The 26,186-nt window shown below is 31.6% G+C and carries 28 protein-coding genes; 22 read left to right on the top strand and 6 right to left on the bottom strand.

Annotated elements, in window-relative coordinates; all coding sequences use genetic code 11:
- Positions 1-16 precede the first annotated feature (16 nt).
- The 4 genes from BED47_RS23875 to pbfA are packed head-to-tail and all read left to right on the top strand — an operon-like array spanning position 17 to position 4,279.
- The gene (locus BED47_RS23875; RefSeq protein ID WP_069033332.1) at positions 17-1,009 is read left to right on the top strand and encodes an extracellular solute-binding protein; all 993 of its coding nucleotides are present in this window, start codon (positions 17-19) and stop codon (positions 1,007-1,009) included.
- A 20-nt stretch (positions 1,010-1,029) separates the two neighbouring features.
- Positions 1,030-2,124, top strand: coding sequence for a 2-aminoethylphosphonate--pyruvate transaminase (phnW, locus tag BED47_RS08655; protein ID WP_069033331.1), 1,095 nt, complete (start codon positions 1,030-1,032; stop codon positions 2,122-2,124).
- Positions 2,121-2,933 (top strand): phosphonoacetaldehyde hydrolase, encoded by an 813-nt coding sequence (gene phnX / locus BED47_RS08650; RefSeq protein WP_069033330.1) that lies wholly within the window; start codon positions 2,121-2,123, stop codon positions 2,931-2,933. Before phnW ends, phnX begins: the two co-directional genes overlap by 4 nt.
- Positions 2,927-4,279: a (R)-1-hydroxy-2-aminoethylphosphonate ammonia-lyase gene (gene pbfA / locus BED47_RS08645; protein WP_069033329.1), complete on the top strand. Its 1,353-nt coding sequence runs from the start codon at positions 2,927-2,929 to the stop codon at positions 4,277-4,279. The genes phnX and pbfA overlap by 7 nt, the downstream gene beginning before the upstream one ends.
- 711 nt (positions 4,280-4,990) lie before the next feature.
- Here the strand turns inward: pbfA and BED47_RS08640 are convergent.
- Together BED47_RS08640 and BED47_RS08635 are read right to left on the bottom strand one after the other, a co-directional pair.
- Positions 4,991-5,425, bottom strand: a complete 435-nt coding sequence (locus BED47_RS08640) for an SRPBCC domain-containing protein (RefSeq protein ID WP_069033328.1) — start codon at positions 5,423-5,425, stop codon at positions 4,991-4,993.
- A gap of 218 nt (positions 5,426-5,643) precedes the next feature.
- Positions 5,644-7,215 (bottom strand): catalase, encoded by a 1,572-nt coding sequence (locus tag BED47_RS08635; protein ID WP_069033327.1) that lies wholly within the window; start codon positions 7,213-7,215, stop codon positions 5,644-5,646.
- Between the two features lie 188 nt (positions 7,216-7,403).
- Here BED47_RS08635 and BED47_RS08630 point away from each other — a divergent pair, with 188 nt between their 5' ends.
- Together BED47_RS08630 and BED47_RS08625 are read left to right on the top strand one after the other, a co-directional pair.
- Positions 7,404-7,931, top strand: coding sequence for an SH3 domain-containing protein (locus tag BED47_RS08630; protein ID WP_069033326.1), 528 nt, complete (start codon positions 7,404-7,406; stop codon positions 7,929-7,931).
- A gap of 452 nt (positions 7,932-8,383) precedes the next feature.
- Positions 8,384-8,584, top strand: coding sequence for a hypothetical protein (locus BED47_RS08625; protein ID WP_069033325.1), 201 nt, complete (start codon positions 8,384-8,386; stop codon positions 8,582-8,584).
- On the opposite strand, the gene BED47_RS08620 is transcribed toward BED47_RS08625, so the two are convergent.
- Positions 8,581-9,102, bottom strand: a complete 522-nt coding sequence (locus BED47_RS08620; protein ID WP_069033357.1) for a cupin domain-containing protein — start codon at positions 9,100-9,102, stop codon at positions 8,581-8,583. The genes BED47_RS08625 and BED47_RS08620 overlap by 4 nt on opposite strands.
- Positions 9,103-9,309: 207 nt before the next feature.
- On the opposite strand from BED47_RS08620, the gene BED47_RS08615 reads away from it, so the two are divergent.
- From BED47_RS08615 to BED47_RS08600, 4 genes are all read left to right on the top strand, one after another.
- Positions 9,310-9,762 (top strand): hypothetical protein, encoded by a 453-nt coding sequence (locus tag BED47_RS08615; protein WP_069033324.1) that lies wholly within the window; start codon positions 9,310-9,312, stop codon positions 9,760-9,762.
- 178 nt (positions 9,763-9,940) lie between these two features.
- Entirely contained in the window at positions 9,941-10,660 is a 720-nt protein-coding gene (locus BED47_RS08610; protein ID WP_069033323.1) for a YebC/PmpR family DNA-binding transcriptional regulator, read from the top strand.
- Positions 10,661-10,904: 244 nt separating this feature from the next.
- Positions 10,905-11,192, top strand: coding sequence for a hypothetical protein (locus tag BED47_RS08605; protein WP_069033322.1), 288 nt, complete (start codon positions 10,905-10,907; stop codon positions 11,190-11,192).
- 59 nt (positions 11,193-11,251) lie between these two features.
- Positions 11,252-11,713, top strand: coding sequence for a hypothetical protein (locus BED47_RS08600; protein WP_069033321.1), 462 nt, complete (start codon positions 11,252-11,254; stop codon positions 11,711-11,713).
- A gap of 236 nt (positions 11,714-11,949) precedes the next feature.
- Here BED47_RS08600 and BED47_RS08595 read toward each other — a convergent pair whose 3' ends face one another.
- Positions 11,950-12,447, bottom strand: a complete 498-nt coding sequence (locus BED47_RS08595; protein WP_069033320.1) for a hypothetical protein — start codon at positions 12,445-12,447, stop codon at positions 11,950-11,952.
- A 452-nt stretch (positions 12,448-12,899) separates the two neighbouring features.
- Here BED47_RS08595 and BED47_RS08590 point away from each other — a divergent pair, with 452 nt between their 5' ends.
- The 4 genes from BED47_RS08590 (at position 12,900) to BED47_RS08575 (ending at position 15,572) form a co-directional block, all read left to right on the top strand.
- Complete coding sequence (locus tag BED47_RS08590; RefSeq protein ID WP_069033319.1) at positions 12,900-14,150, top strand: helix-turn-helix domain-containing protein; 1,251 nt, start codon at positions 12,900-12,902, stop codon at positions 14,148-14,150.
- A 1-nt stretch (position 14,151) separates the two neighbouring features.
- Entirely contained in the window at positions 14,152-14,415 is a 264-nt protein-coding gene (locus BED47_RS08585; RefSeq protein ID WP_091024260.1) for a hypothetical protein, read from the top strand.
- Between the two features lie 61 nt (positions 14,416-14,476).
- Complete coding sequence (locus tag BED47_RS08580; protein ID WP_069033317.1) at positions 14,477-15,046, top strand: nucleotidyltransferase domain-containing protein; 570 nt, start codon at positions 14,477-14,479, stop codon at positions 15,044-15,046.
- Between the two features lie 22 nt (positions 15,047-15,068).
- Positions 15,069-15,572, top strand: a complete 504-nt coding sequence (locus BED47_RS08575) for a GNAT family N-acetyltransferase (RefSeq protein WP_069033316.1) — start codon at positions 15,069-15,071, stop codon at positions 15,570-15,572.
- Positions 15,573-15,740: 168 nt separating this feature from the next.
- On the opposite strand, the gene BED47_RS08570 is transcribed toward BED47_RS08575, so the two are convergent.
- Complete coding sequence (locus BED47_RS08570; protein WP_069033315.1) at positions 15,741-17,183, bottom strand: flavin monoamine oxidase family protein; 1,443 nt, start codon at positions 17,181-17,183, stop codon at positions 15,741-15,743.
- Positions 17,184-17,472: 289 nt separating this feature from the next.
- Here BED47_RS08570 and BED47_RS08565 point away from each other — a divergent pair, with 289 nt between their 5' ends.
- Together BED47_RS08565 and BED47_RS08560 are read left to right on the top strand one after the other, a co-directional pair.
- A complete protein-coding gene (locus BED47_RS08565; RefSeq protein ID WP_069033314.1) occupies positions 17,473-18,192 on the top strand; it encodes a toast rack family protein in 720 nt (239 codons plus the stop codon).
- A 68-nt stretch (positions 18,193-18,260) separates the two neighbouring features.
- Positions 18,261-19,106 carry a class I SAM-dependent methyltransferase gene (locus BED47_RS08560; RefSeq protein ID WP_069033313.1) on the top strand — a complete coding sequence of 282 codons (846 nt, stop codon included), beginning with the start codon at positions 18,261-18,263 and terminating at the stop codon, positions 19,104-19,106.
- A gap of 51 nt (positions 19,107-19,157) precedes the next feature.
- Here the strand turns inward: BED47_RS08560 and BED47_RS08555 are convergent, their stop codons facing one another.
- Positions 19,158-19,490, bottom strand: a complete 333-nt coding sequence (locus BED47_RS08555) for a hypothetical protein (protein ID WP_069033312.1) — start codon at positions 19,488-19,490, stop codon at positions 19,158-19,160.
- A gap of 263 nt (positions 19,491-19,753) precedes the next feature.
- Between BED47_RS08555 and BED47_RS08550 the strand changes: the two genes are divergently transcribed.
- The 6 genes from BED47_RS08550 (at position 19,754) to BED47_RS08525 (ending at position 26,171) form a co-directional block, all read left to right on the top strand.
- Positions 19,754-20,443 carry a response regulator transcription factor gene (locus BED47_RS08550; RefSeq protein ID WP_069033311.1) on the top strand — a complete coding sequence of 230 codons (690 nt, stop codon included), beginning with the start codon at positions 19,754-19,756 and terminating at the stop codon, positions 20,441-20,443.
- Positions 20,440-21,897, top strand: coding sequence for a sensor histidine kinase (locus BED47_RS08545; protein WP_069033310.1), 1,458 nt, complete (start codon positions 20,440-20,442; stop codon positions 21,895-21,897). The genes BED47_RS08550 and BED47_RS08545 overlap by 4 nt, the downstream gene beginning before the upstream one ends.
- Positions 21,898-21,985: 88 nt before the next feature.
- A complete protein-coding gene (locus BED47_RS08540; RefSeq protein WP_069033309.1) occupies positions 21,986-23,023 on the top strand; it encodes a TolB family protein in 1,038 nt (345 codons plus the stop codon).
- 336 nt (positions 23,024-23,359) lie between these two features.
- Complete coding sequence (locus tag BED47_RS08535; protein ID WP_069033308.1) at positions 23,360-24,553, top strand: CapA family protein; 1,194 nt, start codon at positions 23,360-23,362, stop codon at positions 24,551-24,553.
- A 726-nt stretch (positions 24,554-25,279) separates the two neighbouring features.
- A complete protein-coding gene (locus tag BED47_RS08530) occupies positions 25,280-25,570 on the top strand; it encodes a hypothetical protein (protein WP_069033307.1) in 291 nt (96 codons plus the stop codon).
- A 127-nt stretch (positions 25,571-25,697) separates the two neighbouring features.
- Positions 25,698-26,171, top strand: coding sequence for a GNAT family N-acetyltransferase (locus BED47_RS08525; RefSeq protein ID WP_069033306.1), 474 nt, complete (start codon positions 25,698-25,700; stop codon positions 26,169-26,171).
- Positions 26,172-26,186 lie beyond the last annotated feature (15 nt).

The raw sequence follows: 26,186 nt of genomic DNA, 5'->3' as shown, positions 1-26,186 counted from the left end.
AGAGAGGTTATTTCAAATGTTTAAGAAATTCAAAGGGATTGTGTTGTCATTATTCGCATTATGTTTAGTTTTTTCATTAACTGCATGTAATAGTTCTAAAACAAATGCCTCAGGAAAAGTTGTTATTTATACGAATGGTGATGAAGAAGCCATTACATCAATGGAAAGTGCATTGAAAAAAGCAGGTTATGAAGGAAAATACGTATTCCAAACATTTGGTACTTCTGAATTAGGTGGAAAACTTATGGCTGAAGGCGATAAAATCGAGGCAAATTTAGTAACAATGAGTTCATACTTTTTAGACAGTGCTCAGGAAAAACACAATATGTTTGAAGACTTAACATTTAAAACAAATTCTTTAGAGAAATATCCTTCATTTTATACACCAATTTTAGCTAACACAGGATCAATTTTTGTAAATACAAAAGTAATGAAAGAAAAAGGCTTACCGATGCCAACATCAATTAAAGATTTAGCAAAACCAGAATTTAAAGGTTTAGTATCAATTCCAAATATCATGGATTCTTCAACTGGATGGTTATTAATTCAAGCGATTATTACTCAGTATGGTGAAGTAGAAGGTAAAACAATTTTACATGATTTAATCGCAAACTGTGGTCCACATTTAGAGAGCTCAGGTTCAGGTCCAATTAAGAAGGTAGAAGCTGGAGAAGTTGCAGCAGGTATCGGATTACGTCACCAAGCAGTGTTAGATAAAAATTCAGGTTTACCAATTGACTACGTAGATCCAACAGAAGGAAACTTCTCACTAACTGAATCAGTTGCAGTTGTTAAAAAAGATAAGAAATCAAATGAATTAGCAATGAAAATGGCAGAAGTAATTATTAAAGATGCTCGTAAAGATTTAATTAAAAATTACCCAGTTGCTTTATACAAAGGCGAAACCGTTAGCGACGAGCATAAACCAGCTCATTCTATGAAATTTAGTCAACCATTAACAGTTAAATTATTAGAAGAGCACCAACAGTTCTTTAATGCAGCAAAATAATTACTAAGGGGATGAAGGTTATGAAAAACTATAAATTACTTACACCAGGTCCATTAACAACTACAAATACGGTCAAAGAAGAAATGCTCTTTGACCGATGTACTTGGGATAACGATTATAAAGAAATAACACAAAAAATTAGAACACAACTTCTAGAGTTGGCAAATGCTTCAGAAGAAGATTATACAGTTGTTTTAATGCAAGGCAGTGGTACATTTTCAGTTGAATCAGTTATAAGTTCATCAATCTCAAAAAATGACAAAGTATTGATTGTAACGAATGGAGCTTATGGTGAACGTATTGTAAAAATGGCTAAGTATATTGGGCTTAATTTCGTTCAATATAGCATTGCATATGATGAGCTACCTAAAGAAGAAGAGTTAAGAGATATTATTGAAAAAGATTCAGCTATTACTCACATCGTAATGGTTCATTGCGAAACAACAACTGGAATTTTAAACCCAATTGAAATGGTCGCCGATCTTTCAAAAGAATATAATAAAACATTAATTATCGATGCAATGAGTAGCTTTGGTGGCATTGAAATTGATATTCAAAAACTGGGGATTGATTACTTAATTAGTAGTGCTAATAAATGTATTCAAGGAGTACCAGGATTTGGATTTGTTATAGCAAAACTAAATAAGCTCGTTCAGTGTGAGGGAATTGCTCGAAGTGTATCTTTAGATTTATTCGATCAATGGAAGGAAATGGACAAGGATGGAAAATGGAGATTTACTTCTCCAACGCATGTTGTTGCGGCATTTTCAAAAGCGATTGATGAGTTAATTGAAGAAGGTGGCATTTCAGCTAGGTATGCTCGCTACAAGAATAATAACCGCGTTTTAAGAATGAGACTGAAAGAAGTGGGAATCAACGCTTATATTTCTGAGGAAAATCAATCGCCAATTATTACAACCTTTTTATTTCCAAGTGAACAGTTTAGCTTTGAAAACTTCTATTATTTCATAAAAGAAAAAGGATTTGTCATCTATCCTGGTAAGCTAACAGATGCTGATACATTCCGTGTAGGAAATATTGGAGAAATTTATGAAGAAGACATCCAAAGTTTATGTAATATTATTGAAGAATATATGGGAGTGGTGACAAAATGAATAAAGTAGAAGGAATTATTTTAGATTGGGCTGGTACTACAGTTGACTTTGGATGTTTTGCGCCAGTAAATGTGTTTATCGATATTTTTAAAAATGCTGGAATTGAAGTAACAATGGAAGAAGCTCGTGCACCAATGGGGATGTTAAAAATCGATCATATTCGTGAAATGCTTTCAATGCCTAGAATTTCTAAGCTTTGGATTGAAAAATATGAGAGACCATTTAATGAACAAGATGTGAATATACTATACGCAAACTTTGAGCCAGCTTTAATGGCTTCACTATCTGATTATGCAGATCCGATTCCTGGAGTAATCGAAGTAGTGCAAGAATTAAGGAATAAAGGTCTTAAAATAGGATCAACAACAGGATACACAAATAAAATGATGGATGTAGTCGTTCCAAATGCTGAGATTAAAGGCTATTATCCAGACTTCTATATTACTCCTGACGAAACAAATTCATTTGGTAGACCGTATCCATATATGATTTACCGTAACATGGAAGCATTAAAGTTAACAGCTCCATGGAAAGTCGTGAAAGTTGGCGATACAATTTCAGATATTAAAGAAGGTATTAATGCAGGTGTTTGGTCTGTCGGCGTCATTATCGGAAGTTCAGAAATGGGACTTAGTTTAGAAGAGTTTAGTAGCTTAACAGATAGTGAGAAAGAAGCAATCATATCAAAAACTGAACAATCATTTAGAAAAAATGGTGCAGATTTTACAATTAAATCAATGAGTGAATTGCCTATGTTAATTGACAAAATTAATGATTTAATTGTAGAAGGTAAGAAAGTAACATGTTAAATACTCATTTGAAAAGAGAGGGCGATATTAACTCAAGCCCTCTTCGCACGGAATGGATGGATCAATTAAATCAAATTAGTCGAGAAGTCATTCAAGAGGATGCAAAGGTTTTTGCAAGACAATCAATGTCTACGCCTTGTCTTAATGGAATTGTCGATGCTAATGGAAGTTATCTAATTGGTGTGAATGGAGACAAATATTTAGATTTTCATGGAAATAGCTCACATCAAGTTGGCTATAAAAATCCATATGTAGTTGAAGCAATCAAAAGACAAGTTGATGAACTCCCATTTATTCCAAGAAGGTTTACGTCTGAGATTGTCATTAAGGCAGCTAATGCATTAGTAAATAAAACAACTTCAAAAGATTACAAGGTTCTATTTACCCCATCTGGGAGTGCAGCTTTCGGACTAGCCCTAAAAATTGCGCGAAAGGTGACTGGACGTCATAAAGTCATTTCGATGTGGGAATCATTTCATGGAGCTGGTTTAGATGCCATTTCAGTTGGTGGAGAATACGTCTTTAAAAAGGATATGGGCCCTCTTATGCCGGGTACATTAAAAGCGATTCCTTTTAATGGATATCGTAATCTATTAAAAACTGACTCACATGAAGAAATAGCGAATTTTTGCTTGGACCATATTGAATATATGATTGAGCATGAAGGAGAAATTGGAGCAATTCTATTAGAACCAATTCGGGCAACTGATACACATATACCAACAAAATCTTATTTTAAGAGACTAAGAGAGATGTGTGATCGACATGGCATTCTATTAATTTTTGATGAAGTTCCGACAGCTCTAATGAGAAGTGGTACATTTTATGTTCATCAAAAATTTGAGATTGAGCCAGATATTCTAGTTCTAGGAAAAGGTTTAGGTGGAGCGGTAATACCTCAAGCGGCTGTACTAGCTCGTACAAAATACGATGTTGCCGAAGAAATATCGCTTGGACATTATACACATGAGAAACCGTCATTAGGTTGTGCAGCGATTTGTTCAACAATTGAGTATATAGATGACTACAACTTGGAAGAGAATTGCCGAATACAATCCGAATACGTAAAGTTAAAATTAGATGAACTTTATGAAAAGTATGAGAGAATCGGTGATATTCGAATTGCGGGTCTATTAATCTCAATTGAGTTAGTAAAGTCTCGCGATACAAAAGAAAAGAATGATGAATTAGCCGAAAAAATTCTTTATTATTGTTTAAATAATGGACTTTCATTTAAGCTTTCTGGAGGCAATTGTATAACATGGCATCCACCTTTAATTGTAACTAAAAGTGAATTAGAGTTTGCTGTGGGCCTTCTTGAAGAAGGGTTGAAAAGGTTTAGTTAATTCTTAGTGTAGCTAAAATTCTATTAATGAGTTTAGCTGCACTTTTATTGTTGGAACAAAAAGGGACATATAAAATCTGAGAATCGCAAATAATTTCTAGTGCTGCAAATAAGTCTAATAGAACAGCAAAATAACGAGTCCAACAGTGCGAATAAATGGTGAAATGCTGCAATTAAACTGCTATCTGCAAATAAAATCTGAGAATCGCAAATAATTACTGGTGCGGCAAATAAGTTTAATAGAACATCAAATAAAGAGTCCAACAGTGCAAATAAATGGTGAAATGCTGCAATTAAACTGCTATCTGCAAATAAAATCTGAAAATCGCAATTAAAATTGGAGAAACTGCAATTAAAAACAGAGAATCGCAAAAAATTAATAATACTGCAATTAAATTCCAAGGAACCGCAAATAAACTTATATGTTACCCATACTGGTAGGGGTATTATAAGTTGGGAATCGTGTAAAAGTAGTATCTTTCTAATGGTAAACTAGCAGAACTGTTCATTTACTAACTAAACCGAATAAAAATCTGCTAATCATCTATAAAAAAGATTAATCAGTCCAACTACAAATGATAAGTACCCCAGAGATACCCCCTCATAGTTATGGCTACAGAATTCTGAACTATTTACGATTAAAAAGGGGCACCCAAGAGTCAGTTAACCTGACTTATGAGACAGCCCCATATACAATCGTATTATTTTAAAATTATTTCACCAATCCGCCTCTTAACTTAGTGACGCCAAATTCTAAATAACATTTTAAACAGCTAAGCATAAATACCCAGCCTTCTTTATTATCGATTAAATGATGAACATATTCTGGGTTGCTTTCATTAAAGCCTTCTTCCACGACTTCAATAATTGTGTTATTTTGATCTTGTTCATTTAATGTAATCGTTACGATATTTCCTTCTTCTGTAGGTCCCCAAGCAAACACAATCTTCTTATTTGACTCAATCTCGATGACTTTAATTTTACCTTCTGCATTGTAAAGATCGTATTTTAGAGTAATGACTTTTCCTTCTTCCCATCGCTCAGAGCTAGAAGAAAACCAAAAGTTACCTATTTTAGTTGGATCAACAAATGCCTCAAATATGTCTTTTGCTGGTTTGAAAATATTAAACTTAGTCACATTATTCATTTAAGTATCAGCCCACTCTCAATTAATTTCATATGTATCATCATTGTCCTTACAAACTTATTTTAAACTGTTATCTCTTAATTGTGAATATTGAGTCGTAATATTCAGATAATACTCTTTTGATTTTAATGGAAAAATAAAATTTAGTAAGATATTGATAAAAATAATAAACGATTACGCTAAAAAGGATAGGCGTCTGCCTATCCCAATTGATACTTTTAATATCGATCCGATTCATGACCCATGTTTTTAGCTTTGTCAGACGCGACATCAGCTGCTTCAGTGCTAGTGTGTTCAGTTTGATTACTATTCGCTTTTTCTAAACCTTCACGCACTCTGCGTCCATATTCTTCATCCGCTTTTGTAAAATAACCAACCATCGTTTCTTGGATATGAGGCTTACATATTTTTAGTGCATCGACTAAATTTGAAATTAGTTCACTTTTTTCAGTTTCGTCGAAAGCACGGTAAGTATTACCAGCTTGGATAAAGTCATTAGGTCGGTCAATTTTTTGTCGTACTAATTTATTATTGTACGCGGGTTCATGATCTTTTCCATTCTTTGGCGCCTCTTTTAATCCACCTAGTGATGAAGGTTCATAATTCACATGTGGGTTTTGACCTGGCGCTGCGTCAACTTTATATTCCATTTGCCCATCACGTTGATTTGTTGCTACATGATTTTTTGGTGAATTAACTGGTAATTGTAAGTAATTTGTTCCAACTCGATATCGTTGTGTATCTGAGTACGAAAAAGTACGACCTTGAAGTAATTTATCATCTGAAAAATCCAGTCCGTCAACTAGAACACCAGTCCCAAATGCAATTTGTTCAACTTCTGCAAAATAGTTTTCTGGATTTTTGTTTAATACCATTTTTCCAACTGGTAAAAAAGGAAACTTTTCTGGATCCCATAGTTTTGTAGGATCCAGTGGATCAAAATCAAGTTCTGGATGCTCATCATCACTCATGATTTGTACACATAATTCCCATTCTGGATAATCGCCTTTCTCAATCGCCTCGTAAAGGTCTTGAGTTGCATGATTATAATTTGTAGATTGGATTTCATCTGCTTCACGTTGTGATAAATTTTTTATTTCCTGTTTTAGCGGTTCCCAGTGGTATTTAATAAGAACTGCCTCGCCATCTTTGTTTACCCACTTATATGTATTAACACCGGACCCTTGCATTTGTCGATAGTTAGCTGGAATTCCCCATGGTGAAAAGAGAAATGTAACCATATGAGTGGATTCTGGTGTTAGATGAAGAAAGTCAAACATTCTTTCAGGATCAGGAAGATTTGTTACTGGATCTGGTTTAAATGAGTGAACCATATCTGGAAATTTTAAAGGATCACGAATAAAAAAGATTTTTAAATTATTACCGACTAAATCCCAATTTCCATCTTCAGTATAAAACTTTGTAGCGAAACCACGTGGATCACGTAAAGTTTCAGGAGAATGTCCACCACCTACAACTGTGGAAAATCGAACATACACAGGTGTTTTTTTCCCCTTCTCTTGAAATAATTTTGCTCTAGTATATTTAGAAATTGCGTGATCACCTACTTTTCCATAGGCTTCGAAATACCCTTGTGCACCGGCTCCACGAGCATGCACAACACGTTCTGGAATTCGTTCACGATCAAAATGAGAGATTTTTTCAAGAAAGTCATAGTTTTCTAAAGTTGTTGGTCCACGATTCCCAACGGTTCTCACGTTTTGATTATCTGTTACTGGATGGCCTTGCCGATTAGTCAATATTTCTTCATTATTCTCTTGATTATCCATAGTTTTCCTCCATTCATACAAATACAAAATTTAGAATGTCCATAAATTTGGAACGATATGCAAATTTTTCCAATTAGGTGTATCGACTCAAAACAACCGAAAAGTTTACAATTTGGATACATTTTATGGCTAATTTTGAAACATTGATTCAATATTATTGAGATGTAAAGTGAGAGGAGGAATTTAAAATGAAGAAAAAATTATTAAAAGCTTTTGTATCAACTATGGCCTTATCTGGCGCATTATTAGTTTCAAATGGTGTAACAGCCGGGCCGACACATGTTAGTGCTGCGGTTTTAAATGCTCCGATTAGTGTATATGAGGTAACTGCAAGTGTATTAAACGTACGAAGTGCTCCAAATACAAGTTCAAAAGTAGTAGACACTTTAAGAAAGAAAGATCAAATTGAGATAGTAAAATTCTATAATGCTAGCTGGGCACAAATTAAAACAACAACTACTAAAAATGGTATAGCTTATGTAAATACTAAATATTTACAAAAAGTACCAACTACTGTTACAACAAAAGCTAATTTAAATTTACGTACAGGTCCAAGTACGAAATATAAAGTTCTAACAGTGATACCAAAAGGTGCAAAAGTCAGTTTCCTTGGTTATCAAACTGAAGGAAAAACTCAAATCGATTATAAGTGGGCAATTGTTTCTTACAATGGTAAAAAAGGATTTGTGAGTACTAGTTATTTAAATATGAAGTAATCTAGTGAAATACCATCAATAAGATTATCTTAACTCTGAGTTAGTTGTTTCATTAATCTATTCCCCCCAAAAAAAGAAAGTGAGCTAAAAGCTCACTTTCTTTCAGTGTGTTAAATATAAAATGTTCAATTGGGAAAGAGGACATTAAATTGAGCTTATTCTGATGAAATAATCATTTTTTGGATGATTTATTAATGGATTTAAATGTTAATATTTTCAGCAATTTCTTGATTCCAATAATCACTAGTAATGATTTTTTCAGAAATTAAAAATATTAATTAAAAAAACAAATTCAGTTGATTAGTTTAATTAAAGTTTGATATTAATTGATCTACAATCTGATTAATATACAACTGTTAAGTTACTCTAAGTAAAAGGCTATTTGATTTGGATTTTATTGCAGACTTTTTTTGATGAACAAGTTGATTGGAGCGGAGGGGTGCTCGACTCCTATGGGATTAGCGGGAAGGCTGAGACCCCGCAGGCTTGCCGAGGAGGCTAAAGAATCTCGCCCCATGGAAAGCGAGCATCCTGTAGTGGAAATCAACATCACACTACTCCTTTTACGAAAATTTGGTGATTCGATTGACAAGGTTGTTTTTCAACAGCATGAAGAAAGTGAGCTAAAAACTCACTTTCTTTTTTTGACCTAATAAGGAAGTTCCTTATAAGCTAACTTATTAATAATCTCTTTATGTTCTGGGTATTTATTATGTAATTGCTCTTGGGTAAATAATTCAAAGTCTTTAAAATCAAATCCAGGTGAAACCATACAGCCTACTAATGAAAAAGTATTTTCTTCCATAACTGATGAACCGAATATTGAATTTTTCGGTACTAAATATTGAGGAACTTCTCCATTTTCTAAATTAAGTCCTAATTTTATTTCTTCGTATTGACCATTCTCATGTATAACATGAACAGTTAATGAACTTCCTGCATGGAAATACCATAATTCGTCAGACTTTAATCTGTGAAAATGAGAAATATCATGTGATTGTAGCAAAAAATAGATACTAGTATAAAGCAATCTATGATCATCATAATTTACCGTTAATTCACGATCAGATATTTGCTCCTTTGATTGATAGGTAGATTTGTAATATCCCCCTTCTGGATGTGCTACTAGTCCAAGTTTAGAAATCCAATATTCTGGATTATTGTTAAACATTTTATCAATCCTTTCTATTACTTCTCCCATCATATTACCTTAATTTTTGTTAATTCTATGAAAAATATGTTGAAAATTTAAAAAAGGTGGTCTTATAAATTAATTGGTAGAATTTATTGAAAATGTACAGAATTTTCCCAATATACAATTTAATAGAAATAGATTACATTAAACTTATTAAATGAAAAAATATGGAGCGGAAGTTCGATGTTTAAAAAAGGGATCTTATATTTAGTGGCAATTTTTACGATTTCGGTCATTATTAACCAAACAATTTTGTCTAATGATGAAAAACCGAAAGTTAAATTTGAGCTAGCAGATAAAACAATTCCATATAAAATAGCAAATTATTCTTGGGGAAAATTATTAGATAAAGATCAATCAACAAATGGTACATATAAAAATATTCAAGAAGAAGTAGCTATTACAGCATTCGAAGGACAGTTTCTAAAGATATATTTTTCAGAACAACCCGAAAATGTGGAAATATTAGAGCACAGTGGGACTAAAAAAGCATACATTTATGACCACAATTTAAATAACTACGGAAGTTACTCATTCCAACTTGGATCTAAAAAAGGAGAAATAATTTATGAAGTAAAAGGTATCTGGAAGGGGAATAATTATTTTACTTATTTGATAAAGGTAAAAGTTATCTAAAAATAAAAGCATTACTTCAAAAAAGAAAGTAATGTTTTTTATTTCCACTAATTTTTAGTAACGATTAATTTCGAAAAAAAGTATAAATGAGGTATAATATTAAATGGTAAATGTTTGGCGAAAGTCAAATACATAGTAAATTAAACGTAGATTTAAAGTTGAAAGAGAGTGGAACAAGATGGGTCGTAAATGGAATAATATTAAAGAGAAGAAAGCTTCAAAAGATGCAAATACTAGTCGTATTTATGCAAAGTTTGGACGTGAAATATATGTAGCTGCGAAGCAAGGTGAGCCGGATCCAGAATCAAACCAAGCTTTAAAAGTTGTACTAGAGCGTGCGAAAACTTATAGTGTACCGAAACATATAGTTGATCGTGCGATTGAAAAAGCAAAAGGTGGTTCTGAAGAAAGTTTTGATGAGCTTCGTTACGAAGGTTTCGGACCAAATGGATCAATGGTAATTGTTGATGCACTTACTAATAATGTAAACCGTACAGCTGCAGAAGTTCGTGCTGCATTTAGTAAAAACGGTGGTAACCTTGGAGTAACAGGTTCAGTATCATATATGTTCGATGCAACGGCTGTAATTGGACTTGAGGGGAAGACTTCTGATGAAGTTCTTGAAATCTTAATGGAAGCAGATGTAGATGTTCGCGATATCTTAGAAGAAGACGACGCTGTAATTGTTTATGCTGATCAAGACCAATTCTATGCAATACAAGAAGCGTTTAAAAACGAAGGTATTACGGAGTTTACAGTAGCTGAATTAACAATGTTAGCGCAAAATGATGTAACTCTTCCAGAAGATGGTCTTGCAAAGTTCGAAAAAATGTTAGACGTTCTTGAAGATATAGAAGATGTTCAACGTGTTTACCACAATGTAGATTTAGGTGAATAGTAGCTTAGCAACAATAAATAGAATGAATTAAGATAAACGTGTTCATTTAGATGAATTAATTTTCATCTGTATGAACGCGTTTTTTGTTTTTTTTGATTAAGCATTTGGCCAGGATTACTCTTAGAATTTATTTAATCCATAATTGCCAAACAGGAAAATATGAATAGTACAGAGAATAGTATTGTTAGTCAATAATTGCTAAAGGATTTCGAATATTATATTCAATTTGAGGAGATCTATACAAATGGATAAATTATTAAAAAACGGGTACAAAGCATTTAAGTACGCGGCTCTTAGAATTGGTGTATTTTTGTTAGTTTTAGCAACTCCAGTAGGTATTTTAATGAGCTTTAATGCTAATGCTGACGAGCGACAAGAACAAGAAATAAATTATTATGAACAATCCGTTGGTGAGAAAGGATTGAAGTTAGAGGAGCAACGAAGAAATTCAGTCATACAAATTAAAAATAGCTCAACAGGCTTTGAAACCATTGCTAGCTGTGATGCGGACTCAAACTCGGAATGTGAATAAAATTATACTTAGAGTTGAGGTAATACATATTCTTGATTTTAATTATGGAGGAGTAAATTATGGAAGAGACGATTAATCAAAATAGCTTCACTCATAGGGAGCTTGCTGCTTCATGTTTTAATAAAGTGTGGGATTTACTTGAATTAGAAAATAGATCTCAAAGTGAAACAGAGGAAATGGTTCATTTATGTCATAGCTCATTTTGGCATTGGACAAAAGTAGAGAGCCATACACCAAGAAATATATCGATCGGATATTGGCAATTGTCACGAGTGTATGCTGTTATAGGGCAAGGGGAAACGGCTTTAGATTACGCAAAAAAATGTGTGAAGATTAGTTTAGAAGCAGAAGTAGAGCCATTCTACATAGCATATGCATATGAGGCTTTATCAAGAGCGTATGCAAAAATAAATCAGTCTACTGAAAGCTTAGCTGCTAAAACTAAAGCGTATGATTATGTAAAAGAAGTAAAGTTTGAAGAAAGTAAAGATATGTTGCTAAAAGATTTAGATACAATTTAATCGAATTTGTTTTAGTAATTAGGCTAGTTGATTTGGGAAGAAACTACAGATGACTTAAAAAGGAGAGCTCAAAGTCAGAGTACTTTTGAGTTCTCCTTTTTTGTATAAATTTTTTGGCGAAAATGCATAGATTAAAGGAAGGAAAAAAGATTAAATACATAAAAAAACCACAAGGAAAAAAATTATCACCTAGTGGATTTTCTTCATTTATAACGGTCTTTATTGAGAACGTTTTTTTAGATAACTTTTAAATCGTATATACTTGAAATGACCCATTTATTTTTTATTTTAACAAGATCCATTGTTACATTACATATATTTCTACCGTTTTTATATTTTCCTTCAGGCTTTATCCCGTCAACAAATGTTATTTCGTATTTTATATTTACCGTTGTTTTTTGATCTTTCTTATTTAAATGAATGACAGATAAATTATCACCGATGAATTTTGCATCAATTACGTTAGACATTATCTTAGTAAAGTAGTAAGAGTGATTGCTGATTTTTAATGAATCTATTACAACAGAGTTATAAATCTCAACATCTTTCCACTTTAAAGCTGTAATGTAGTTTCTTACAGAATTTTGAACATTTTGTTCAATTATGAATTCTGTAGATGCTTCATCGTCCAATCTCTTCTGTTTTTCTTTTTCAATAGATTGTTTTAATGTTAATATAATAATGATGGATATTCCAATAATTACCAAATATAAAATGAGTGGTTTTTTTGTCATATAGGACCTCTACGAGTATAAATTAATTTGGACGATTACTAGCTTGAATTTATTAAATTACTTGATGGCTTGAAAACTAGAAACAATGTTTAAATTATTTATAAAAATAAAAATGGCTTTAATCAAAAAAATCGCAAGATGTAATGATTACATCTTGCTTTAAAACTGGTTATTAAATGGGGGTGCATTTAAAAAATACTAATGAAGTTATTAGTCGTTAGTATCGTTTAATTGCTTGTACTAAAATCATATCATTCTGTTTGACTTTTTTGTATTGGGAAAATTTTTTGAATATAATTTGTCTGAAAAAAAACGAAAAAGTATATTAATGTGTCGGAAAATCTAATAAAATTTAATTATTAAGAGAAAATTAAAAATATTAATATAAGAAATTAATAGTTTCTAGTCATATAAATATCTATTTTAAATAAAGGTGAACAGGAGATTTTATTATGGATTATGGCATGATGATCTTTCATCATCGAAAAAAATTAGGATGGACCCAGGAGAAATTATGTGAAGGAATATGCTCTGTTTCACATTTAAGTAAAATTGAAAACGGTACAAAAGAGGCTGGTATAGAAACGATTGAATTGCTTTTAAAAAAGATGCGAGTTGAAATAGATGCAAATGATAGTATAGATGAAGTGACGGGTCAACTTAAACGATTATGGAATTCAATCGAACGAGCTGACTATGATTCTAGTAAAATACTGTTTGAAGAATTGATTGGTAAAGAGGAAAGTATAAATTATACTAATATATCAAATGATTTTTGTATTACAATTTGGAGATATTATATTTTTGTTGAAGATCTTAAAATGGCAAAGAAAAAATGGAAACAACTTGAGGTAAAAAAGAAGAAATTTTCCCAATATGAAACGATAAAATATTTGTTTACACTATCAATATATTACATAAAAGAAAAGAGATATAATGACTCTCTTCTAGTAATGGATGAAGTACAAGAAATTACGCCAAACCTCGAGATAGATTTCCAGGAATATTGCTTCTATAGAGCTTTAGTATATAGCTTTATTAATCAGACTTCCTTATCTATGTATTTTTGTAATAAAGCAATTCCTATTTTTCTACAAAATAATAATATTAAACGGATCCTTGATGCAAAAATGTTACTTTCACTTCAATTAATTAAGAGCAAGTTATTAGATCGAGCCGAGCAATTTCTAATTGAAATACTAGATTCTTCTGTCATATTAAGTGATAAAACAATACATATGAGTGCTTTACATAATTTAGGCTATTTATACTACCATTCTAATCAACATAAGAAAGCAATTAAATATTACCAAGAATATTTATCTAATATTCAAGAGGACACAGAAGAGTATTTTTTGGTCATTTCAAACATCGCGAATAATATGATGATTATAAATGATTACGAGACGGCTACTAAGTTGTTATGTAAGAATCTCTCTAAAATAAAGGATAAAAGTAGTGCATCCTTTATTCGAATGAAGGTTTTATTACTAGAAGCAAAAAAGGACGAAGCAAATTTAGTTACATATTTACGTGAAGTTGGCTTGCCATTATGGGCTCAAACCAATGATCATGAAAAATTAATTAAATACTATGATCTTGTTACAGAATACTATGAAAAACACGAATCGTTAGAAAAACAAAACATGTTATATAAAGAATACAATAGCACGCTATTAAAAATGATCGAAAGCAGGAAATAACATGATGAAAAGACTATTCAACATTATAACAATATTGTGTTTGTTCACTGTACTATCTATTAATTACGGTCCTAATTTAGTTTCTGATGGTTCGGAGACCTCAATTGTTTCAGATGATTTAGGAACACAACTTTATTCGGATGAAATTGATCAAAGTGAGTCTACAGATGATGGGTTCCAACCATATGATCGATCTAATCGTTCATATGCAGATGAGCCAATTCATCCTAAGGTAGAAAAATTATTATTTATTAGAACTAGATAAATCTATAAATAAGTATCATACATTTTGTGTGGTACTTTTTTTATTAGGAGGTTGGAATGCTGTGTCCTTTGAACAATGTTATAAAGTGTATAAAAGTATGAAGGATTTTAATAAAGGATGGTATATAGCTGGTGGATGGGCAATTGACCTTTTCATAGAAAAACAAACGAGAAATCACCATGATATTGAAATAGCCATTGCGCGTAAGGATCAACTATATCTTAAAGAATATTTACATAACTGGACGTTTAATAAAGTCATTAAAGGGGAATTATCAACTTGGGAGAATGAATATTTAGAGCTACCTACTCATGAAATACATGCCAAAAATGATAAGACAAAAGATGAATTAGAAGTTTTATTAAATGAAATCGAGTTAAATGATTGGAAGTTTAGAAGAGATGAATTGATTACTTGTAAGCTTGACAGATTTTATCGTGTTACAAATGAGGGGATTCCTTACTTGAATCCAGAAATAGTGCTTTTATATAAGGTTAGAAATACAAGAGAAAAAGATCATCAGGACTTTAAAAACGTGAAAGATTATTTGTCCTTTCACAGTAAAGCATGGTTACGTGAAGCAATCTTGATACATCAACCTAATCATGAGTGGCTTGAAGATTTAATATAAAAAGTTGTAGGAGTGAGCATAGATGGAAGTATTGATTAGACCAGTAGAAATAAATGATGCTAAGGCACTTCATCGCATATGCACCCAAGAAAATGTTTTTCCATATATGATATTTCTACCTAGTATGCGAGTAGACATGATGGAAAATAGAATTAGAAACTTACAAGCAAACGAATATGAATTTGTCGCAGAATGTAATGGAGATGTAGTAGGGTTAGTTGGTTTAGTGCAAAGAACAGGTCGCAGGTCTCATGTGGGAGATTTATTTATCGCAACTGATGGAAATCATCATAATAAAGGAATTGGAAAAGCATTGCTTACGAGAGTATTAGATTTGGCAGATCATTGGTTAATGTTAGAAAGAGTAGAGCTAGGAGTATTGGAGACAAATCCTAAGGCACAAGCGCTATATGAAAAGTTTGGGTTTAAAGTTGAAGGTGTTAAAAGAGGGAATATAAAAGCAAATGGGCAATTTGTTAATGAAATAATGATGTGCCGATTTAGGCCAGGTGGTCCGATTCAATAATAGTTAGTAATTGCATAAAATCAGTTTCGATTTGGGGAGTTAAACAGACTTAAATCAAAACGTATGATATGAGCTAATTCATTAGATGAGTGAAGTAAAAATGAAAAATATTTGTACATAAAATTGGACCGGGCAGTAATTACCCGGTCTTTCCTACTTTTAAGTAGTTTAGTATAGGCTATTCACTTCATTAGCAGCCCGTATACCAGACTCAATTGCACCTTGAATCCAAGCGTGGGACCTTGAAGTATGTTCACCTGCAAAGTGTAATCTGCCTTCAGGAGAAGAAATATAAGAATTCAGTTCTTCTTCTTGCCCCGGTTCAAAAAATGTAAAGGCACCAACAGAAAATGGATTTTGACTCCAGCTAAAGGACGTTCCAGTTACAAATTCAGAATAAACTTGGTTCCCCCAAATCTTAGACAAATCCCTTAAAGCATAATGAATACGCTCTTCTTCAGTTAAGGCACTCAATGTTAGCGCCTCATCTGCCCACGTATAGCTTGCCTTGACAACTGCTGGACCTGAGGTGCCAATTCCAGTACTAGGATAGAGTGAAAGTCTGGTAGGCAAATCGGTTGTAGACATACCACCGAATTGACCATATTTCTCCCAAAATCTACTTTTAAATTCAATTCCAATTTTTGTTGCAGACATGTAGTTTATTTCGCGAATTGCTTTTCGTTTGTAATAAGAAATCGAATGAAATGGTTCAATTTCCACAAATCTTAAGAGTGAAAATGGTATAGCTATAATGGCAAGGTCTGCGTTCATAATGTATTGGTTTGCAGTTGTATTGTCAGTTGTTTGGATTGTTAGGGAATTACCATTTTGAATAATTTTAGTCAGTTTATAATTTAATAGTATATTATCCTTTAATTGAGGAAGAAACGCTTTAGGTAAAAGATCCATTCCACCTGTTATTTCATAAAATTTCGTTGCCGATTTAAAAGTGACCTGTTCCCTCAATACTTCTAAAAAGGACATTCCCATAAATGCTTCAAAATCAAGGAGCACCCCAATCATATCAACTGCACCTACAGAAAAGTACGAATTTAAAAAAGAACCAAATGAAATATTACCATACCTTTTTTCGACTATTTCCCAATTAGTCGATTGATTTTGGTTAATAAAATTGATAAATGGCTGTAAAGCTTGGTCCAATAACACATCTGAAGTTTTTCCTTTTTCGTTTGGTGCTACTGGATAATTTAATATATCAGGATTGCTTTTATAGTTAGTTTGATTTGTTTTTATTCCATTTGCATAAATGATATCGTTTCGGGTTTCATTAATAAATTCATTTACTGGCAAATTGAATTTTCTAATATACTCTAAAGTTAAATGATGAACATTTGGGATTCGTAATGGACCAGCATTTAAATAGAGCCCATTACTAAACGGAGCACGTAAAGTATAAGCACGACCACCAATTCGATCATTTGCCTCAATAATTGTGACATGGTGTCCTGCATTCTTTAATAATGAAGCTGCGGTCAAACCAGCCATTCCAGCGCCTACGATAATTACTTTTTTTGAGGATTCAGTTTTTCTAAGGCCGTTTTGAATGATTGAAATCATTTGATCAGTTGTTAGTGGAGAACTTGTCATATATTCTCCTCCTTTACAATTCCTTCATTACATTTTATTCGCATTCAAGAGAACGTATGTAATTGATTTGAATTTGAAGGTATGACTAGTTTCAGTTGGAATTATAAATCATTTTATTAACAATTAAAGGAGAATACTGTCTAAAAATCTAATAATTATTAATGGATACCTCGTACTTTATTTACTTTCATACTTTGGTCGTAGACAGATTGATACTGCAGGATGTTATCTAGATTTTTTAATTTCCATAAAATGTGATTATTAGAAGTTTTTAATTGGAGGTTAAAAAATGAAAAAATTTATTATTTCTGCTTTATTAATGATTACCTCGGTATTCGTTCTTGCGAGTTGTTCAATTTTTAACAATGAAAAGGTAAAAGAAGAAACTGTTTCTATTCATAAAGATCAAGCTAAAAAATTGGATGTTAGTTTAGATTTAGGTGCTGGAATCATGAATGTTTCTAAAGGTACAAAAAATTGGGTAGACGGAACGATCGAATATAACAATAAATATTTTAATCCGAATGTATCATATAAGCTCAAAGATTCCACGGGAGAAATAAGAATAGATCAATCTAAAAAGCATTTTCCAAAAGTGAAAATTGGTAAATTAAAGAATGAATGGAATTTGAAGCTTTCGAATAAACTTCCGATTGATTTAGATGTTAATACTGGCGCATCAAAAACAAATCTTGATTTACGTGGACTGAATTTAAATGAATTAGAGATCGAGGCTGGAGTCGGGGAGCTTAATGTTAATTTAGGTGGAAACTGGAAAAAAAGCTTCGAAGCAAATATTGAAACAGGGGTTGGAAAAACGACCATCGTGTTACCTTCTGATGTGGGTGTAAAGATAAATTTAAGTAAGGGAATTGGCAAAACGAATGTAATCGATTTAATTTCAAAAGGAAATGGTGTTTATGTTAATGAAGCGTATGAAAACGCTGATGTTAAATTAACAATAAATGTAGATTTAGGTGTAGGAGAGGTAAACTTTAAAGTAGATTAATATAAAATCAATTTGAAAGTAATAGAAAAATAGTTTCATAAAAACTTTTATCTCTAAGGAGGAATTCAATGCTAAAAAATGCAGTTGAATCAGTTATTGATTGTATGGCATCAGGTAAGGGGATGTCTGATATACAAAGAATACAAACAGAACATCGTTTTAAATTAGTTGAGTTTTGGAATATAGAAAAGGGTAGTAAAGTATTAGAGATAGGCTGTGGTCAAGGAGATACGACGGCCGTTTTAGCATATATTGTCGGGGAAAATGGATTTGTTCATGGAATCGATATTGGCCCACCAACATACGGCAGTCCAGTTTCATTAGGAGATTCAGCGGACTTCCTATTACAATCCAATTTAGGTAAACAACTAAAGATAGAATTTGAAATTGATATATTATCACCAACTGTTGATTTCCATGAAGATGAGTTTGATTATATTGTAATGTCTCACTGCTCATGGTACTTAAAATCACATGAAGAATTTACTGCAGTCTTAAAAAAGATTAAAAAATGGGGTAAAAAATTATGCTTTGCCGAATGGGATACAAGAATTAGCTCAATTGAGCAGTACCCGCATTTACTATCTATTTTAATTCAAGCTCAGTATGAGTCATTAAAACAAAACAGTGAATCAAATATTCGCACCCTTTTTACTCCAAATGATATGAAAAATATTTGTAAAGCTTCAGGGTGGAACATAATGAATGAAACATCTATATTCTCTCCAAAATTACAGGATGCTAGATGGGAGATTAATAAGACTTTGGCGGATATCGATATTGAACTCAATAATTTTGAAAATATGCCTAGTAAATTAAATGGACTAATTCGATCAGAAGTAAAAATGCTAGAAGAGTCTATTACTTCCAATGAAATCAAACCTTTATCGATATTTGCATTTGTAGCGGAATAAAACTTCAAAATCAAAAATGAAAAAGCATCTAGATTCTAGATGCTTTTTTTACTATTGAGGATGATAATTCCTTTGATAAATGTATGGATAGCTTGGATAGTAATATGGAAACAAGTATATTGATACAACGGAAGAAAGTGGGACAGTGACCTTTTTATATATTCGGTATCTAGGGGGAAAAGTTTCGCCGCTGTTTTGTCTTACTTCAAAAAAACGCGATTCCGGTGCGGCGAGGTCTTCAGGGACGAGTAATTCCGCGCTACTCGAATTGTTATCTAATAAAATTCCTTCTAATAAAGCTCTTTCAGAAGTTTGAAACACTACATGGCATAGTTTATATTTTTTGCATTTATCTTGCATATTTCGAATATGTGGGTGTTCCATGAAATCCCTCCCATTTGTACTCATTACTAAATGTATGATTTCAGATAAAGGACTAGAATATTGTCCAAACTAATTAATGATAAGAACAATGAAAAAAAAGAACAAGATGTTTCCAAGATGTAAATTTTTTGCATTTAAAGTAAAAACGTTTAGTAATTCAGTACCGAGCAATCTATAATTTTTCTAAGGAAATATTAAAAATCCAAAAATAAAGTTTAAGTAAATAAAACTAAAAACATAAATTATGAATTTAGGTGAGGTAATTGCAAGGGAAAGTATTAATTGTAGATGATGAAAAAAGTATTGTAGATCCATTAACTTACGCATTTCGTAGAGAAGGGTTTATCGTAGAAAACGCATTTAATGGAAAAGAAGCATTAGATAAGATTCCAGATTTTAAACCAGATATTTTAATATCGGATATTATGATGCCTGTAATGAACGGTTTAGACTTATGTAAACAAATTGGAAATAAAGAAGGACTTGGCATTATTTTACTTACAGCTAAGGATGATATTATTGATCGAGTTTTAGGATTAGAGTTTGGAGCCGATGATTATATAACAAAACCGTTTGATATTAGGGAATTACTTGCTAGAACTAGATCTTTACTACGAAGATTAAAAAAACAATCAACACCTGATGAAAAAAAGAGCATTTCAATTAATAAGCTTCAAGTAATTCCTGCTCAAAGAAAAGTGACTGTTGATGGAAGCAATATAGAACTAACACCTAAAGAATTCGACCTTCTTGTTTTATTAATTTCAAATATGGATCGAATTTTTAGCAGAGATGAATTATTAGATTTAGTATGGGGAATGGAGTATATCGGTGGAACGAGAACTGTCGATATTCATATCCAACGTTTACGTAAAAAGCTTGGTAATTCTTATCAACATTTAATTCAAACTGTTTTTGGAGTTGGATATAAGATATCTAGTGAAACTAAATGAAACTAAGTATTAAAGTTAAATCGAGCTTGTTTTTAGCTATGCTATTAATTGGAACTGTCATTGTCTTAAGTATATTAGTCTTACAGGGGATAAAACAAAATCAGCAAAAACAAACTGAAGAAACACTTGCTAGGCAAAGTAAATTAGCAAATGTATATGTAAAGCAAGTTTATTTAAGTCAAACAACAGAAAATCCTCAAGATTTTTTTAAACAATATGGTCGGGAAATTGCTAGACAGATTGGGATTATTAGTAGTCTTCATGTGACAATTTTTAATATGTCTGGAAAAGTTGTAGGAGATTCTCTTCCATTAGAATCTACAAGAAATGTAAGGGATACATTAAGTTATGCGTTAAAAGGTAAGATTGCATATCAGGAGAGCGGTGATACATTATCTTATTTTGCACCAATTTATAATGCGAATCATCAAATTGGGGTAGTTCAGTTTGATTATTCATTAATTAATAGTAAGAAGTTTTATGATAATACAATTAAACTCTTTATTAAAATTGGTTTAATAACTACAATTCTTAGTTTTATCATTGGATATTTCTTTTTTAATTCTCTTGTTATGAGTATTTTAAAACTTAGAAAAGTAACGGAGGAAATCCAATTAGGAAACTATCCAGACCGTTCTACTTTAAGTCGAAAAGATGAATTGGGTTATTTAAGCCAAGCAATTTTCTACATGAGTAATGAAATTCAAAATAATATAAAAGGCATTCAACAAGAAAAGGAAAATCTGCAATTAGCTGTTGAAAAGCTTAAAGTTTTAGAAAAACAACAAAAGCAATTTATTGGATCGATTACACATGAGTTTAAAACCCCACTGACCGTAATTAGGGCTTATATTGATTTATTAGACATGTATTCAGATGATCCAAAATTATTAGAAGAAGCAATTAGTACAATAGGTAAAGAATCACTTCGTCTTTACGATATGGTTGAAAAAATATTAAAGCTAGCAGAGCTTGAAAAATATGACTTTGAAATTGTAAAAGAAAAAATTGATGTTTATTCCCTTTTAGAAGATCTCTGTTTAAGAATGAAAGGGAAAATGACTAAGTTTGGTTTATCTATCCGTACAAATTTTGAACACGCAACGATTCTTATTGATAAAGAAAGCTTTACATTAATCATTATGAATTTATTAGATAATGCCATTAAATATAATAAAACAAATGGTGAGATATACGTTTCGAATAAGATTGAAAATAATCGTTTAGTTATGAATATATCAGATACGGGTATTGGTATTTCTTCGGAATTAGTGGATAAAATATTTGAACCATTTTTTACTGTAAATAAAGATCGTTCTCGCCAATCAGGAGGATCTGGTTTAGGGCTTGCTTTAACAAAGGATTTAATTGAAAAGCAAAATGGTACGATTCGTGTTGAATCGAAAGAAGGTAGCGGATCAAATTTTATCATTACATTTCCGTTAGCGGAGTAAAAGTTTACAAATTTGAAACATGATATGTCAAAAATAGAAACATTCTAAACGTATCATAAAATTTGTACGAATGTAGGAAGGTGATGTGATGTATAAAAAGTACATGATTAAAGTATTTTTTCTAGTTAGTACAATACTATTAATATCTGGATGTCAAAGTCAAAATGAAGATATAGTAATTGAAAAAAAACATAAAAAGATTACTGTATTAACAGGAAATGAAGAGGTTGTAACAAACGAGTTAGCCCTTGAGAAAATAGATCGTTATGAGGGTATTCGCGGGACGGATTGGTTGGATGATCATACAATTTTAACTGAGCAAAAAAATACGAAATTACCAAAATCAGTAATGACAGATAATGGTGATTATACTTATCATATTAATTTATTCTCATATGATCTAAACACAAACAAATCAAAAGTATTAGCAAGTGAGGAGCATGATCAAGTAGGTGCCGTTATTTCACCTGATAAAAAGCATATTTTTTATAAGCAAACAGAGGATGGAAATTCTGGTACAGGATTTATTATAAATTCTGAAGGAACTGGGAAGGTTAAAGTGTCAGAGCCGGATACCATCTATGCATTTGCGACAGAAGGACGATGGATCGACAATCAGACTATCATTTATTCAACAATATTTCAGCAAATGTATTCAGCTGATTTAGATGGACAAGTAAAAAAGATTGATGCGAACTCTGATAAAGTTAATTTAATAAGGAAAAAATACAACGAGCAAAAAGTTGAATGGGTTATCCCATCACTAGATCAAAAGCAATTCGCTATTGTTAGAAAAATTACTCCAACCAAAAGAGAGTTGTTTATTACCGATGAAAATGGAAGAAAAACTGTATCGTTAGCTACTGGAACTCAAATTTTCGGTGCAGGTTGGTCGCCAAACTCCAAAACATTAGCTTTTTCTGTAATTTCAGAAGATAAGGGAGAAAGAGGATTATTCGTGATCGATGTCAAATCTAGAAAGATAACACAATTATCGACTGATTTAGACGAGATTGCTGGGCCAATTACTTGGAGTCCATCCGGTAAAAAAATATTGGTTTCTAAAGTGATGTTAAAAGATAATCTAAATGAATTTGTGACTTATGTATTAACGTTGAAAAATTAAGAAACGAAATAGTTTCTCATATAGAAAGTGAGAGAAAAACTCACTTTCTCTTTTTTCACTTTAGGAAAGTATAATTTGGCAGCAAGGAGTCATACTCTACGTGGTGACCAATGTTAGGAATAAAGTATAAGTGCTACTACGCCTCTGCCTTCGCTTATGCCCGGTCAGTCGACGAGTTTTCTATATGAGTATTTTGAGCGATTTTATGTAATATCTTTGTCTAAATGTAGTAGGTGAGGCTCAGGTATCCATACTAAAAAGAAATAGATTTTTTTATTGAACTAATAATCGAAAATATATTTCTAGCAAAGATATAAAAAGGAGAAATAAAAACATATGAGGAGTCGGAAGGATAAAAATACTGAAAAAAGAAATAGTAAAAAAATAGTAATATGGTTTATGATATTAGTTCTATTTGGATGTATATCAGGATTTAGTTATTTTGTTTATAAGAAAGTTTATGAAGAAAGCAATTTAGTAAAACATGAGACTGAAAATAAAGTAGTAGACAAACCAAAATCGATTAAGAAGCCAGCTATAAAGCCACCAGTTCAAAAGCCAGAAAATAACAATACGGCAAAACCAAAAAACTTAGAAACGACTATAAAAATTAGTGCAGCTGGAGATTTTACACTTGGATCAGATGAGGATTTTCAATATATTAATTCTTTTCCAGCAGAAGCAAATAAAAATGGATTAGCTTATTTTACAAAAGGACTAAATAATATCTTTAAACAAGATGATTTATCAACTGTTAATTTAGAAACGACGTTAACGAATTCAAAAATAAGAGCATCTAAAACATTTCGTTTTAAAGGTAATCCTTCTTATGCCAAAATATTAACTTTAAGTGGTATTGAAGCGGTCAATGTAGCAAATAACCATAGTCATGATTATATGCAAAAAGGTTTTGAAGATACGATTAACAATTTAAAAAAAGAAAAAATAGGTTATTTTGGTTATAACGACCAATATGTAACAACGATTAAAGGGATTAAAGTTGCTGCACTAGGCTATGAAGGCTGGAATGATTCACCTGACTTAAGGATTAAAATTAATAATGATATACAAAATTTAAGAAAAAGTGGTGTCAAAATTATTCTAATCCATTTCCATTGGGGAATCGAACGAGACTACGTACCGAATAGTACTCAAAAGAATTTAGCTCATTATGCAATCGACCATGGAGCGGATTTAATAGTTGGCCATCACCCACATGTTGTTCAAGGAATTGAAGAGTATAAAGGGAAGTTTATTGTGTATAGTTTAGGGAATTTTATGTTCGGTGGTAATAAAAATCCAAAAGATAAAGATACATTTGTTTTCCAACAAACTTTTCATCTAAATAATGGGATACTTACAAATCAAAAAGAAATAAGAATTGTTCCATTTTCAATTTCTTCAGTATCTAGCCGAAATAATTATCAACCATTATTTTTAAAAGGCCCTGAAGAACAAAGAGTTAAGAAAAAAATAATTTATGTTTCAAATAAGATATACGGATCCAATTGGACTCAATATGAAAAATAAATGAGAGCAATCCTTAAAAGGGTTGCTTTTTGTATGTTGAAATATAAAATGGTCAAACGTATATTAAGAGAATCTTATTGATAATATAATTCATTTTATTTGATCTATTTATGATTTTAAATGTTAATTTGTTTGAGCAGTTTTATAATATCAACAAACTCTAGTAATTGTTTATTTTAGAAGTTAAAAATATTTAATTGCTAAATTTTAGATAAACAAGTTCAAATGATTATTATTATAAGTTGATGTTCTTACTTAATTAATCTACATACTGATTAACTAGCTGTTATGCTACTCTAAGTAAAGGATATTAAAGTAGGTTTTTAGTGTAACCATTTTTGTTGAATAAGTTGATTGGAACGGAGGGTTGTTCGACTCCTATGGGAAATGCGGGAAGGCTGAGACCCCACAGGAACGAACGTGACGAGGAGGCTCAGGTCTCGCCCCATGGAAAGCGAGCATCCCGTAGTGGAAATCAACATCACTCTACTCCTTTTACGAAAATTTGATAATTAATTGACTAGGCTATTTTTCAATAGCGTAAGCAATCCGATAAAAGATTGTTTTTTTAGTAAACCATGATTTTTCAGATCAAAAGTTATAGGTAAAAGTTCTTATTTAAAATGATAATGCTATTTTTTGGAAGGAATTTATTCTTTTATAACGAATCAAAAGAATAACCTAATAGTAAGTTGATTGCCAAATAAAATTTAGGAGGAATAAGAAATGAATCTACAGTTTATTGAATTCCTTAGTATTATTTTCGTATCCTTGATTTTATCTGTGTGGGTAGAGGTTAAAATGCAAAATAAAACACACAATGTATTAGCTACAATGTCAATTGCATTTAATATTAACCTATTCATCCTAGGCATTGCGAGTATTTGGTGGATCCTTCATGCTAGTGATAACGCAAGTATAATTTTAGGTATTCAATTATTATTAGCAGCATTTTTCGGAATTTTATTAATTAATATCGGAGTATTCTTTTTTGTTAGAAATAGAGTAGTTTCGTAAATTTATTATGCTCGATCAGGTTGTTTAGTTTTACATAGACCTTAATTTAAATCAAGCATTACTCTATTTTAAAAGAGTAATGCTTTTTAATTTTACAGCATTAACAAGTAGAAAATAAGGAGAAATCATGAAATTATACATTAGAAAAATGACAGAGTCTTACGCTACTGAAATTCTTAATTGGAATTATGCCCCACCTTACGATTTTTATAATAATGAATTAAGCAAAGAAGGACTAGATGAACTAGTAAATAATGAGTATTTAGCAGTAATTGATCAAGATGAGAACTTAATTGGCTTTTATTGTATTGGTCAGTCAGCTCAAGTACCAAAAGGCAACGAGTTTGGCGTTTATGAAAAAAGGATGGTTGATATTGGATTAGGAGTTAGACCAGATTTAACAGGGAAAGGATTTGGGAGTGAATTTTTCAAGTTTATTCTTGAAAGAATTCATGAAACGACTAATCTTTTTACACTGAGATTAACAGTTGCTAAGTTTAATAAAAGAGCAATTCGACTTTATGAAAATTTTGGATTTAAAGCGGAAAATGAGTTTTGTACTGAGCGTGCTGAATTTATAACAATGATTAGTGGAAACTAAATATTCCCCAGACTT

Origin of the sequence: Gottfriedia luciferensis (assembly GCF_001712755.1) — a bacterium.
Taxonomy (GTDB): domain Bacteria; phylum Bacillota; class Bacilli; order Bacillales; family Bacillaceae_G; genus Gottfriedia; species Gottfriedia luciferensis_B.
The sequence above is the reverse complement of the archived record's forward strand: the minus strand, read 5'-3'. Positions and strand labels throughout refer to the sequence as shown.